General features: G+C 64.6%; 11 protein-coding genes. 1 reads left to right on the forward strand and 10 read right to left on the reverse strand.

Features of this window, described 5'->3' with window-relative positions; translation table 11 throughout:
* Positions 1-45: 45 nt before the first annotated feature.
* The 6 genes from BMON_RS04530 to BMON_RS04555 all read right to left on the reverse strand — a co-directional run bounded on the left by BMON_RS04530 (position 46) and on the right by BMON_RS04555 (position 8444).
* Entirely contained in the window at positions 46-906 is an 861-nt protein-coding gene (locus tag BMON_RS04530; RefSeq protein ID WP_033511370.1) for an exodeoxyribonuclease III, read from the reverse strand.
* Between the two features lie 161 nt (positions 907-1067).
* On the reverse strand, positions 1068-3089 hold the full coding sequence (locus tag BMON_RS04535) for a dipeptide ABC transporter ATP-binding protein (RefSeq protein WP_033511176.1): 2022 nt from the start codon (positions 3087-3089) through the stop codon (positions 1068-1070).
* A gap of 16 nt (positions 3090-3105) precedes the next feature.
* Positions 3106-4110, reverse strand: coding sequence for an ABC transporter permease (locus tag BMON_RS04540; RefSeq protein WP_081882886.1), 1005 nt, complete (start codon positions 4108-4110; stop codon positions 3106-3108).
* 16 nt (positions 4111-4126) lie between these two features.
* A complete protein-coding gene (locus BMON_RS04545; RefSeq protein ID WP_033511177.1) occupies positions 4127-5053 on the reverse strand; it encodes an ABC transporter permease in 927 nt (308 codons plus the stop codon).
* Positions 5054-5334: 281 nt separating this feature from the next.
* Entirely contained in the window at positions 5335-6966 is a 1632-nt protein-coding gene (locus BMON_RS04550) for a peptide ABC transporter substrate-binding protein (protein ID WP_033511178.1), read from the reverse strand.
* Positions 6967-7301: 335 nt separating this feature from the next.
* Positions 7302-8444 carry a tyrosine recombinase XerC gene (locus BMON_RS04555; protein WP_237745328.1) on the reverse strand — a complete coding sequence of 381 codons (1143 nt, stop codon included), beginning with the start codon at positions 8442-8444 and terminating at the stop codon, positions 7302-7304.
* Between the two features lie 253 nt (positions 8445-8697).
* On the opposite strand from BMON_RS04555, the gene BMON_RS04560 reads away from it, so the two are divergent.
* The gene (locus BMON_RS04560) at positions 8698-8970 is read left to right on the forward strand and encodes a DUF6725 family protein (protein WP_033511180.1); all 273 of its coding nucleotides are present in this window, start codon (positions 8698-8700) and stop codon (positions 8968-8970) included.
* Here the strand turns inward: BMON_RS04560 and BMON_RS04565 are convergent.
* The 4 genes from BMON_RS04565 to typA all read right to left on the reverse strand — a co-directional run bounded on the left by BMON_RS04565 (position 8934) and on the right by typA (position 13624).
* The gene (locus BMON_RS04565; RefSeq protein ID WP_033511181.1) at positions 8934-10019 is read right to left on the reverse strand and encodes a prephenate dehydrogenase; all 1086 of its coding nucleotides are present in this window, start codon (positions 10017-10019) and stop codon (positions 8934-8936) included. The two genes, BMON_RS04560 and BMON_RS04565, sit on opposite strands and share 37 nt — an antisense overlap.
* Positions 10013-11041 (reverse strand): prephenate dehydratase, encoded by a 1029-nt coding sequence (locus tag BMON_RS04570; RefSeq protein WP_051917886.1) that lies wholly within the window; start codon positions 11039-11041, stop codon positions 10013-10015. The genes BMON_RS04565 and BMON_RS04570 overlap by 7 nt, the downstream gene beginning before the upstream one ends.
* A complete protein-coding gene (locus BMON_RS04575; RefSeq protein WP_237745329.1) occupies positions 11038-11571 on the reverse strand; it encodes an alcohol dehydrogenase in 534 nt (177 codons plus the stop codon). The genes BMON_RS04570 and BMON_RS04575 overlap by 4 nt, the downstream gene beginning before the upstream one ends.
* Positions 11572-11698: 127 nt before the next feature.
* Positions 11699-13624 carry a translational GTPase TypA gene (gene typA / locus BMON_RS04580; RefSeq protein WP_033511182.1) on the reverse strand — a complete coding sequence of 642 codons (1926 nt, stop codon included), beginning with the start codon at positions 13622-13624 and terminating at the stop codon, positions 11699-11701.
* Between the last annotated feature and the right edge of the window lie 33 nt (positions 13625-13657).

The following is a 13657-nucleotide window of genomic DNA, read 5'->3' on the forward strand; positions in this document are numbered from 1 at the left end:
GCCATACGAACGGCGATACGAACGATAAGGCGTGCGGCACACCCGTCACACGCCGTAGGTGATGCTCAGCGGCGCGTGGTCCGACCAGCGGGTGTCATAGCTCGGCGCCTTGTCGATCACGAAGCCCTGCGCGGTCTGCGCCAGCTCGGGGGTGGCGAACTGATAGTCGATCCGCCATCCGGTGTTGTTGTCGAAGGCGCGCCCGCGTTGACTCCACCACGTGTAGGGCCCCTGGATGTCGCCGGCCAGATCGCGCATCACGTCGACGAACTCGTAGTCCTTGAGCCAAGTGTCGATGTACGCGCGCTCCTCGGGCAGGAATCCGGCGCTTTTCTCGTTGGATTTGGCGTTCTTGATGTCCTTGGGGGTGTGCGCGATGTTGAAATCGCCGCAGAGCACCGCCTGGCGTCCTCCACGGGCCGCCTCGTCGCGCAGCTGGGCCAGCCTGACCGGCATGGTGTTGAGGAACCGGAACTTCTGCGCCATCTTGATCTCGTCGTCGGCCTTGCCGGCGTGCATGTACACGCAGACCACGGTCAGCCCGTAGCCTTCGGGCGTGGTGACGTCCGCCTCGATCCACCGTCCGGAGTCGACGTCCTCCTCGAGACCGGGCAGGCCGTAGCGCATCGCGGTGACGGGCAGGTCGCTGAGCATGCCCACGCCGGCACGCCCCTTGATGCGGCACACCTCGTTGAGGGTGCCCACGTCCTCCGGGGCCGCGGCCTTGCCCGACTGCACGTACTGGGTCCGCACCGCGTCGAAGATGGGGTCGATCTCGCTTTGCGGGGCCCTGACCTCCTGCATGCACCAGATATCGGGAATATGGTCCTTCGACCAGTCGAGCATGCCCTTGCGCCGCGCGGCGCGTATACCATTCAAATTCGAAGTCGTGATGGTGATCGTCATGATGCCCGACCCTACACCATCGCCGTCCTCATCCACAGACCCCCGATGACACACCGGGGTCAGATGGCGTCGACGCCCACGTACGGCATCGCCGCGAACACACACCATGGTGAGTGTTCGCGGCGATGTCGGCGGCATTCGGGAGCCGCCGGTCGGACGATCTAGTCGAGACCGAGGCTGAGATGGCCTCCGGGGATGGCCTCGAGCAGATCCCGGGTGTACTCCATCTTGGGATGGTCGAAGACCTCGTCGGTCGTCGCATGCTCGACCAGTCGGCCGTGCTGCATGACCACCACCTCGTCGGCGATCTGACGGACCACGGCCAGATCGTGGGTGATGAACAGGTAGCTCAGCCCCCGCTCCGCCTGCAGATCATTGAGCAGACGCAGCACCTGGTCCTGCACCAGCACGTCGAGTGCGGAGACCGCCTCATCGCACACGATGACATCGGGGTTGAGCGCCATGGCGCGGGCGATCGCGATGCGCTGGCGCTGACCGCCGGACAGCTCGTTGGGGTACCGCTGCATGACGGAACGCGGCATCTTGACCATGTCAAGCAGTTCGGCGACCCGCCTCTCACGGCTCTTCGCGTCGCCGACGTGATGGATGCGCAGCGGCTCCTCGATGGAGCGGTAAATGGTGTACATCGGGTCGAGCGAACCGTAGGGGTTCTGGAAGACGGGCTGGACGTGACGCCTGAAATCGAGCATCCGCTTGCCCGAGAACCCGGCGATGTCCTCCCCCTCGTAGGTCACGGTGCCGGATGTGGGCGTGAGCAGCCTGAGCACCATGTTGGCCACGGTGGACTTGCCCGAACCGGACTCCCCCACGATCGCCAGGGTGGTCCCGCGCTTGAGGCTGAAGGAGACGTCGTCGACGGCCTTGAACATCTCGCGGCGGCGGGGCAGCTTGAATTCGCGGGTCAGATGCTCCACGGTGATGATGTGTTCGCCCTTGTCGAGCACTTCCTCGCCCTTGACCTGATGTTCCATGAGCGAGGCGAGCTCGGCGCCGTGCTCGCCGTGGGCCTTCGCGGAGATGATCCGCTGGGAGGCCAGCGACGGGGCGGCGGCCACAAGACGTTTGGTGTAGGGGTGTTGGGGGTGCTGAAGCACTTCGAGCGACGGACCCGACTCCACGACGCGGCCCTTGTACATGACGACGATATGCTGCGCGCGTTCGGCGGCGAGACCCAGGTCATGCGTGATGAACAGCACGGCGGTGCCCAGGGAGTCCGTCAGGGTGTGCAGATGGTCGAGGATCCGCTTCTGCACGGTGACGTCGAGCGCCGAAGTGGGTTCGTCGGCGATGAGCAGATCGGGCCGGCAGGCCAGTCCGATGGAGATCAGGGCACGCTGCAGCATGCCGCCGGAGAATTCGTGTGGGAACTGCCGGGCTCGTGTGGCCGCCTCGGGCAGGCCCGCCTCCGAGAGCAGGCCGGCGATGCGGTCGTTCAGGGTGGACCCCACCACGCGGCTCTTGGCGATGGCCCAGGCGCGGTCGTCGTCCACGCCGGCCTTGATGAGGTCGTCGGCGACACGCCACCGCGTCTCGGAACCGGGCACCCAGGCCTGGGTGAATCCGGTCATCAGTTCCTCACGGCGCTGCGCGGGTACGCCGGCCGTCTCGAGCGCCTGGCGGGCGTCATCGAGCAGACCCTGCAACTGCGCCGACCCCAGGAAGGTCTCGTCGTCGTTGGTCTTCACGGTGACGTCGGTGCCGGCCAGCGCCTTGGCCAGCGCGGAGCGTTTCTCGTGCGAGATGTCCATGTGATTGGCCTGAAGCGCCTCGCGCACCTGCGTGCCGATGCGCCACACCGGGTTGAGGTTGCTCATCGGGTCCTGAGGCACCAGCCCCATCTTCTTGCCCAGCAGCTGTTCGTACTGCTTGCGGCTGAATCCGGAGATCTCCTCGCCCTCGAGCTTGATGGAGCCACCGACCACGTGGCCGGTGCCCGCCAGGAGTCCCAGCACCGCCATGGCGGAGGTGGACTTGCCCGAACCGGACTCGCCCACGATCGCCACCCACTGCCCCGGGTAGACGCTGAAGGACGAGTCGCGCACCGCATGCACGGCCCGGTTGCTGTCGGTGGTGAAGTCGACCTGCAGGTCCTTGACCTCCAGGATCGGGCCCTGCTGGCGCTGCATCGCGGCCATGGCCTCGGCATTACTTGATGTTGTCATCGGTTCTCCTCCACACTCACGCCGTACGACTCTTGGGGTTGAGCGCGTCCTTGACGGCGTCCCCCAACATGATGAACGCCAGGACGGTGATCGCCAGCGCGACCGACGGGTAGAACAGCACCATCGGATTCGTCCTCAGGATGGTCTGGGCGTTGGCGATGTCGCCGCCCCAGCTGACCGTCGTGCTCGGCAGACCGATGCCGAGGAAGCTCAGCGTCGCCTCCGACACGATGTAGGTACCCAGCGACGTGGTGCTCACCACGATGATCGAAGCCATCGAATTGGGCATGATGTGGCGGAACAGGTTGCGCAGCGGGGTGGACCCCAATGCGGTCGAAGCGGTGTTGAACTCGAGGTTCTTCGATTCCATGACCGAACCTCGGGCGATGCGTTCGGTGCTGGTCCACCCGAACAAGGTGAGCACGAGCACGATCTTCCAGATCGAGCTGGAGGTGCGGAACATCTGCAGGACCACGATGGCGCCGAGCAGCAGCGGGATGGCCATGAAGATGTCCGTGACTCGGCTGAGCACCGCGTCGATCCAACCGGCGAAGAAGCCGGCGAATGCGCCGATGAGGGTACCTACGACGAGCACGAGCAGGGTCGTGAGGATGCCGACGCTCACCGAGGTGCGGGTGCCGTAGACGGTCCGGGCGAACACGTCGCAGCCCTGCAGGTCATAGCCGAAGGGATGGCCGCTGGCCGCGTCGGACAGCGACTTGTTCAGATCGCAGAAGTTGGGGTCCTGTCGGGTGAACACCTTGGGGAACAACGCCACGAACACGATGAGGACGATGAGGACGGCGGAGACGATGAACAAGGGGTTGCGGCGCAGCGTGCGCCAGGCGTCGGCCCACATGCTCGTGGCGGGTGCGGCCTCGTCGACGGAGTCTACGTCCTGCAACGGTGTTTCATCCAGGGGTGCCACGAAACGCTCCTGGCCCTTGAGTACGACCGGTGCGGCAACGGGATTGGCAGGCTCTGCGGCCTGCGAATTGGTGATGATGGTTTCGTCAGTCATAGCACGTTCCTTCCGATCACGCGTAGCGGATGCGCGGGTCAAGCAGCGCGTAGAGCATATCGACGATGAGGTTGGTGACCACGAAGATGAGGGTCAGCAGGGTGACGACGGAGACCACGAGATTGCTTTCGCCCTTGAGGATGCTCTGGTAGGTCAGGAAGCCGACGCCATGGATGTTGAAGATCGTCTCGGAGATCATGGCGCCGCTCATGAGCATGCCCAGATCCTGGCCGAGGTAGGTCACCACGGGAATCAGCGAGTTGCGCAGGATATGGCGCATGAGGACGGACCGGTTGCTCATGCCCTTGGCGCGCGCCGTGCGCACGTAATCCTCGGCGATGTTGGAGGAGACCTCCGAACGGGTGAGCCGGATGATGTAGGCCATGGACACCGAGCCGAGCACCATCGCCGGCATGAGCAGATCCAGGAACCCGGGGTTGCTGCCAGCGGTCACGGGAAGCAGACGCCATTTGACGCCGATGAAGTACTGCATGACGAAGCCGGTCACGAAGGTGGGCACCGAGATGAGCAGCAGCGACACGATGAGAATCACCGAATCGTACCATTTGCCCTTTTTGAGTCCCGAGATGATGCCGAAGACCACGCCGAACAACGCTTCGAACACGAAGGCCATGAGCGCCAGTTTGATGGTGACGGGGAACGCCCTCGCGATTTCGCTGATCACCGGCTGCCCGGCGAAGGTGTCGCCGAAGTTGAGAGTCAGTGCGTTCCTGAGGAACAGCAGATACTGGATGAAGAACGGCTTGTCGAGGTTGTACTCCGCACGGATCTGGGCCGCGACCGCCTCGTTGACCGGTTTGTCCCCGAACATCGCCCTGACCGGATCTCCCGGGAGTGCGAAGACGAGGGCATAGACCAACAGCGTCGTGCCGAGAACCACGGGGATCATCTGCAGAATACGGCGCAGAAGATACTTGCCCATCGGTTACTCCTTATATGTGTTGACGGAGGCAAGGACACCATTGTGCCTGGAAGGCGTCCGTCAATCGGTATGTGTCCGCTAGTGTACCCCGGGCATGGACCATGGCCGGGGTACCGGCCTGGACCACGCGGAGCTCACCGCGTCGCGTCTGGTGCCTGCGGACACCAGACATGCGCAACAACAAAACAAAAGGAGGCGGGCACGAACCCGCCTCCATAGTGAGGTCCGCCGGGTACGGCTTCATATGCGCGAACCCGGCGAATCATGTGGCGCCCGAGGCGCTACTTGGTCATCTCTTCGTACACCGGCAGGTTCTGCCAGTTCATCTCGAAGCCCTTGATGCCCTTGGCTGCCACACCGTAGGCGTTGCCGTAGTACAGCGGGAACGAAGGCAGATCGTGCAGCAGTATCTCCTGAGCCTGCTGGTAGGTCTTGTTCGCCTCATCGGTGCTCTTGGCGGCATAGGCCTTCGTCATCAGCGCATCGAATGCGGGGTTCTTGTAGTCACCGTCGTTCGAGCCATTGCCATCGGCGGCGGCTGAGTCGTACAGCTGGTACAGGTAGTTCTCCGCCGACGGGTAATCCGGCTGCCATCCGGTGCGGAAGGCACCCTTCATCTGGCGCTTCGTGATGGCGTCGCGGAAGCCCTGGAACGTGGGCATCGGGTTGGTGGCGGCGTTGATGCCAAGATTGTTCTTCAGCTGGTTGACCACGGCGTCGTACAGCGGCTTGGCGCCACCGTCCGCGTTGTAGGAGAAGGTCAACTGGCCGTCGTACTTGGAGATGGCGTCGGCCTTGGCCCAGAGTTCCTTGGCCTTGGCGGCGTTGAACTTGAGGTTCTCGTTGCCCTTGAGGGAGTCGGAGAATCCGGGGGTCAGCGGCGAGGTGAAATCGACGGCCGTGGTGGCGACGCCGTTGAAGACCTTCTTGACCAGCGTGTCACGGTCGATGGCCATGGAGATGGCCTGACGGCGCAGCGTGCCCTCTTCGGTGCCGGTCTTGAAGTGGTCCAAGGACGAGGGGATGGTGAAGGTCTGGCTCACGGAACCGGCCTTGTTGTAGGCGATCAGCGAGGAGTCCTTCTGGAAGGTCTTCGTGTCGGCGGCGGGGACGGTCTCCATCACGTCGAGATTGCCGGCCTGGATGTCGGCGTACGCGGCGTTGTCCTGCGTGTAGATCTTGAAGTTCACGCCGTCGTTCTTGGCGACGTCGTTGCCTTCGTAGGCGGGGTTCTTGACCAGGTCGATCTCCTGGTTGTGCTCCCACTTGACGAACTTGTACGGGCCGTTGCCCACGGGCTTCTGGCCGAAGGCCTTGGGATCCTTATAGAAGGACGTCGGCAGCGGCGCGAACGCGAGGTAGCCGATCTTGATGGGGAAGGTGGCGTCCGGCTGGGACATGTCGACGGTGAACTCATGGTCGTTGACGACCTTGAGACCGGAGAGCTGCTCGTCGCCCTTGAGGGTCTTGGCGTCCTGCAGGGCGTCGTAGCCCTTGATGGTGGAGAAGAAGGAGGAGGTCAGCTGCGCGTTCTTGGCGTTCGCGGTGTAGCTCCAAGCCTTGGTGAAGGACTCGGCGGTGACCGGCGTGCCATCGGTGAACTTCCAGTCCTTGATCTTGATGGTGTACTGGGTCGCGTCGGCGTTCGGCGTGATGGACTGCGCCACTTCGTTGGAGGCGTCGCCCTTGGGGCTGAATGAGACGAGACGGGCGAAGAGCAGGTCGCCTGGCCTGCCGCCGCCGGTTTCGTTCGTGTTGCCCGGGATCAGCGGGTTCTGGGGTTCGGAGGCCCAGGCGTTGATGATGACCTTGCCGGAGGCCTGTCCGTTATCGGAACCGGATCCCCCGCACGCGCCCAGCAACATGGCCAGCGAGCATGCCGCCGCGGCCAGAGCCAAGACTTTCTTCTTCATGGTGTTCTTCTTCCCTACTCGGAAACATTGACACGGGACGGTGCCCGCCTCAAACAAAAAAAGCTGGGTATTGCCCCAACTTCCTTGCTGATCGCATCCCATTGTGGTGCAAAACCACCGGGATTGCAATACGAGACGCCACCACCCCGATTTTCACGCCCATGGCGAACACGCGACGGTTTTCTCGCGCCGACCATCTGACGGGACGACCCGCTCCGCCCCTGTCACAGCAAGGATTTCAGGCGATGGACCGTACCGCCGTGGGGACGGAACCAGTGTGATGGTGAGGGTCGAGTGCGGCCGGATTCGTATTACGACGACGTAAATTCCACGACTCAGGCCCGGGGGAACGCCTGCCGGTAGCGACGCTTGAGTCCCTCTATGGAGACATGCGTGTAGCGCTGGGTCGTGCTCAACGATGCATGCCCGAGCATCTCCTGGACCTCGCGCAGGTCGGCGCCACCGTCGAGCATATGGGTCGCGGCGCTATGCCGCAGAGCATGGGGGCTGATGTCCGGCACGCCCGCCTCCCGTGCCTTGGCATGCACCACCTGCCGGGCCACGCGCTGATCAAGCCGCCCTCCCCTGGCTCCGAGGAACACGGCACGCCCGGATGCCGCGGTGCACAGCTGCGGACGCCCCTCGTCCAACCACCGTCGCAGGGCCCGCGCCGCAGGCGCACCGAACGGCACGACGCGCTGTTTGTTGCCCTTGCCGTTCACCATGATCGTGCGATGTCCGGCATCGATCGCATCCACATCGGCGCCGACCAGCTCGGCGACCCTGATGCCGGTGGCGTACAGCAGCTCGAGCACGGCGGCATCCCGTATGGCGATCGCGTGGTCACGCCCGCGAACCGAACGCTCTGCCATCTCGTCGTGGTGGTCGTTGTGGTGCTGGTAGTCCTGAGGGTCCTGAGGGTTCCGCGGGTCGTCGTCGGCATCCCTCTCCCCCCGGTCCATAAGATCCGAGGCCTGGCGCTCGTTGAGGACGGCGGGCAGGGTATGGGGCAACTTCGGGATCATGAGCGCGGCGGCGGGATCGCTGCGGATGTCCCCATGATCGTAGGCCCATGCGAAGTAGCGTCTGATCGACACGACCTTGCGCGCCATGCTCGACCGTGCGTGTCCGCGCGATTCGTCGGCGAGCCAGGAGCGCAGATCGTCCACCGTGATCTCATCAAGGGAGCCCGCGCCACGCAGCCGCAGGATATGCAGGCATGATGCGATGTCGGCGCCGTAGGCCTTCAATGTGTTCTCGCTCAGCCCACGATTCGCGGAAAGATACGCCAGGAACGGCTCGATCCGGGCATGATCGACGCCGGCATCGGCGGCTTCTCGGGTCACATCGACGATGCCGTCGGCAGCATCGACAGCGCCGGCATGGTCAACCGCATCATCGACCGCGTCGTCCAGCGCGTTGTGCTCCCGCCTGTGCACGTCGGCCATATCGACCTCCCGTCGGATCAGTATCATCATCCTGCATACATCTGTATATCACTCCGATGCGCGCCGTACGGCACACCGCAACCCTGCGCACCCTGACCTTTTCCCACCCTGACTTTCGTCTGCCGAGCACGGCCGGTATGCCGCATCCCCTAGGCACCACACCGCCGCGGGACCACCGCGGGACCGTACCCATGCGGGTCGTGTTGCCGGCATAGGCTGATGAGGACCCGGAAGAACGATATCGCGATCCGGTCGTCACGATTCCAAGATCAGGAAGGTAGTCATGCATCTGCCGCAACACATACCCAGCGGGGCGCGCATCGTCGTGCGCACAAGCGCCGGCATCGACGCCGTGACCGGTCGCATGACCTACCGGGACGCCATCGGTCACGTCGATTCCTGGAACGGCATGCGGTTACGCATGGTCCGCGATCCCGCGGCCAACGGATCACGGCCGGCGGAACGCCTCGACATCGCGGCCGAGGACATCGTCGCGTTCAAACCCGTTCCCGAACGACGTCACCCCAGGGATCGCGACACCACCTCGACCTCCTGATCGCCGACGAACCGCACGATTCGCTCACCCCGGCACGCCGATGCCAGCAGTTGCCCCCGCCAGCCTTCGTCGTCCAGCGTCACCCGCATGGCATCGCCGCCGGCCGTAACGTCCTTACCGGCCTGCGTGGCACCGCGCCCAACGGCGTCGTGTGCAGGAGCGTCATGCGCAGCGGCGTCGCGGGCGGGGACATCGGCTGCGGCTACCCGCCGGTAGCGTCTGAAGGGATCACCATGGGCGAAGAAATCCGTCACGGCCCCATCGTCCCGATTCTCGAGCGCATCGGCGAACCGATTCAAGCGACCGGCCATGTCATGCAACAGATGCGCCACATTGGGCCGGTCCTCCTCGATCATCGCACGCGTGCGCTGCGGATCGGTCAGGGCGACCCTGGTCATATCACGCCAACTCCCCGCCGCCATCGCGGCGGCGATATCGCGCTCCGGCGCGTCGCACAGGAGATTGATCATCGCCGTGGAGACGGCGTGGGGCATATGCGATATCATCGCGGCCGCATGGTCGTGCGTCCGGTCATCGACCACGATGAGCCGGTTGCCGACGGACTCGGTGATGAATCGCGCCACCCCAAGCATCCGGGCATACGACGTGCGATCATCGACGGTCACGGCCCAGAGCGCGCCGTCATAGAGCGCGGGGTCGGACGCTTCGTAGCCGGAGTGCTCGTTGCCCGCCATGGGATGGGCCCCCACGTAGCAATCGGCCAACCCCGCGTCCAGAACCTGGTCGCGCACCATCGCCTTGACACTACCCACGTCGCTCAGCGTGGTCACCGTGCGGTCAAGCTCCGGAGCCAGCGCTGCCAGAACCTCGGGCATCGCCCGTAACGGATTGCAGAGCATGATCAGATCCGGCCGGCTCCGGGCGAGATCCTCCAGCGTATCGACGCAGACGATCCCGTCACGCCTCGCTTGGGCATAGGGCCGTGGATTATGGTTCCACGCCGTCACGGCAAGTCCTCGCGCGCGAACGCGCCGGGCGAGCGACCCCCCGATCAGCCCCAATCCCACGATACCGATCGTCGTCACCACAGCAGTTCCCTTCCCGCCGCCCGTTCCCGCCGGGCCGCACTCTCCTCGTTCGTCTCCTCGCCGGCATCAGCGGGCGTCTCTCTCGACGTCGCGTCTCCGCGCACGCCTCCGGATGGCAGCATCCAGGCGTCGACGGGGGGTGCCGGCTGCTCACGACGCGGGTACACCGCCAGCGTCTTGACCCAGTCGCCTTGGTCCACGACGCGCTCCAGCACGCCGCGCAACGCCGCGCTCCATGGTGCGGCGTCGATCGTCGCCACGAAACTGTACGTGCCGACGTGCCCCTTGATGGGCCGGGAGATGAAGCTGGTCATGTTCAGCCCCGCGTCACGCAGAATGTCCAGCAGATTGGCCAGCACGCCGGCGCCGGTGTGCAGGGGGATGAAGGCGATGACGCTTTCGAATTCCGCCATCCCGCCGTCACGCAGCCCCCGGATATGACACAGCGCCTCGTCGCGCGGCGCCAGCACGAGGAAGTCGGTGCGTGCGCCCGCGTAATCCTCCACATGCCGCTCGTAGACATCCAGATCGTACAGCTGCGCGCAGATGGCCGGGCCCAACGCCACCTGGCCGGCACGCAGGTCACGACATGCGGCCGCATTCGAGGCCGTGGGGTGTGCATCAAGATCATGATCGGCAAGGAAACGGCGGCACTGGGCCAGACCGTGGGGATGGGCGAATGCCCCCCACCCGCCGATGTCGGGATGGCCTTCGGCCTGCCCCGGTGAAACGAAGGCGTCGAAGGCGATGTCCACGCCCACCCTGGTGATGCCCACGGCGTCGTGGGCATCGATGAGCCCGTCAAGGTTGGGCACCACATAGCCCTCGACGTTGTTCTCCCAAGCCAGCACGCCCCATCCTTGATGGGATTCGACGGCGGTGAGTATCGTCGCGGCATCCGGGCTCTGCTCCAACACCACACCATCGGCGGCACCGCCGCGCAACTGTCGTTCGGCGATCATGGCGGCCTGATGGGTGAACGTGCCTTCCGGGCCGAGATAATGCAGGCGTTCGGCGATCATGGCCGCACCTCCCCCTCTGCCGCGCGGGGTGTGTGGGACGGAAGGAACCAGCGCCGCGGGCACATGAGCAACGCGATCTGGATAAGCAGCATGCCCAAGAGCCACATGTACCCGGCATGTTCGCTGAAATACGGCACCTGCCCACCGAACCCGATGGGCGTCAATGCGCCGCCACCGGGATTGTAGACGGCCATGCCCCACGCCATTGCGGACGAAGCCAGCAGGTGCAGCCCCAGACCCGCGACACCCGCAAAGGATCTGGCGCACCATGTGGACAGTGCGACGATGAGCAAAGCCACCACCAAGCCGTAGGGCAGGTTGGCCGAAGCCCCCATGCGGTGGGCCATCGTGCCCATGATGCCGACGGCGACACCCGATGCGATGCAGATCAGCATGGCGCCGAGCCCTGCCAATCCCCGTGCCGCGCGTGGTCCGTGCTCCGGATCGCCGGGAGCGACCGGTGCATCGCCATCCAGGGCTTCGATGCCGGATGCGCTGTCACCGCGTGATTGTCTGCCTCGTGCGTTCATGGTCACCAGTATGCCGCGGCGGGTTGTCAACCCACGGTGCCCGAAGGACATCGCAGGTCGACAACCCGCCGTGTGGCCGTTCATGCGACCATCAGCGATACCGGCTCAGGCCGGTACCGCCTCGCGATCAGTGACCGGCCTGGTCACGCCGACGCTGCTTGGCGCGCCACTTGTACCAGTCGTCACGGCTCAGCAGCAGCTTGCGCACGCGGATGGATTCCGGGGTGACCTCGACGCACTCGTCCTCGTTCGCGAAATCAAGGGCCTCCTCGAGGCTCATCTTGATCGGCGGGGCGAGCGTCTCGAGCACATCCGCGGTTGCGGAACGCATGTTGGTCATGTGCTTGGCGAGCGTGATGTTCACATCGAGCTCATCGGGCTTGTTGTTGATGCCGACGACCTGGCCTTCGTAGACCGGGCTCTGCGGATCGACGAAGAAGTTGCCACGGGCCTGCAGACGCTGCATGGCGTACGGCGTGGCGACGCCCTGTCGGTCGGAGACCATCGAGCCGTTCTGGCGGGTGACGATCTGACCGGCCCACGGCGCGTAGTCGGCCGAGATGGAGCTCGAGATGCCCGTGCCGCGCGTGGCGGAAAGGAGCGCGGTACGGAAGCCGATCAGGCCTCGCGACGGCACCGTGAACTGCAGGCGGACCCAGCCCGAACCATGATTGCTCATGGAATCCATACGACCCTTGCGGTCGGCCATGAGCTGCGTGACGGTGCCCATATACTCCTCGGGTACGTCAATGGTGTCGTTCTCCATGGGCTCGTTGATCTTGCCGTCGATGATCTTGGTGACCACCTGCGGGCGACCCACGGTGAGCTCGAAGCCCTCGCGACGCATCTGCTCGGCGAGGACGGCCAGGGCGAGTTCGCCTCGGCCCTGCACCTCCCAGGCGTCGGGCCGGTCGGTGGGCAGCACCTTGATGGAGACGTTGCCGATCAGCTCGTGCTCGAGCCGATCCTTGATCATACGTGCGGTGAGCTTGTGATCCTTGCCTTCGGTGCCCGCCAGCGGCGAATCGTTGGTGGCGAAGGTCATGGAGATCGCGGGGTCGTCCACGTGGATGAGCGGCAGCGGCCGGGGATCGTCCTGGTCGACTATCGTCTCGCCGATCATGATGTCGTTGACGCCCGCCACGGCGACGATGTCGCCGGGACCCGCCTCGTCGACCGGGGTGCGATCCAGGCCCTGCGTGCGCAGGATCTCGGTGAGCTTGAAGTTCTCGATGGAACCGTCGACCCGGGAGAGGCCGTATTGCTTGCCCTTGACGAGCGTGCCGTTGTAGATGCGGACCAGGCCCAGACGCCCCAGGTAATCCGACGCGTCGATGTTGGTCACGTGGGCCTGCAGGGGCGCCTTCTCGTCGTACTCAGGCGCGGGGATATTCGAGATGATGGCTTCGAACAACGGCTCGAGATCGTCGTTGTCGGGCAGACCGCCGTTCTCCGGCTGGTTGACCGAAGCGTACCCCGCCTTGGCGGCGCAGTAGATGACCGGCAGGTCGAGCAGGGAATCGAGATCCAGCTCCACGCCCTCCTCGCTCACATCCTGGGCGAGTCCGAGCAGCAGATCCGTGCTCTCGCTGACGACCTCGGGGATGCGCGCATCGGGGCGATCGACCTTGTTGATGCACAGGATGACCGGCAGCTTGGCTTCGAGGGCCTTGCGCAGGACGAACCGCGTCTGCGGCAGCGGGCCTTCCGAGGCGTCGACCAGGAGGACGATGCCGTCGACCATGGAGATGCCACGTTCGACCTCGCCACCGAAATCGGCGTGCCCGGGGGTGTCGATCACATTGATCGTGATGCCTTCGGGGTGGCCGTACTTCGGGGCCAGCGGACCGGTGTAGCGCACGGACGTGTTCTTCGCGAGAATGGTGATGCCCTTCTCGCGCTCCAGATCGTTGGAGTCCATGACACGGTCAGGGACCTCCTCGCGCTCGGAGAACACGTGCGACTGCTGGAGCATCGAATTGACCAGCGTCGTCTTACCGTGATCGACGTGAGCCACGATCGCCACATTCCGAATATCACCGCGTACCGCCATAGAACAACCTCTCTGTAAAGTGTGTCTGGGCAT

Source organism: Bifidobacterium mongoliense DSM 21395 (assembly GCF_000741285.1).
Taxonomy (GTDB): Bacteria; Actinomycetota; Actinomycetes; order Actinomycetales; family Bifidobacteriaceae; genus Bifidobacterium; species Bifidobacterium mongoliense.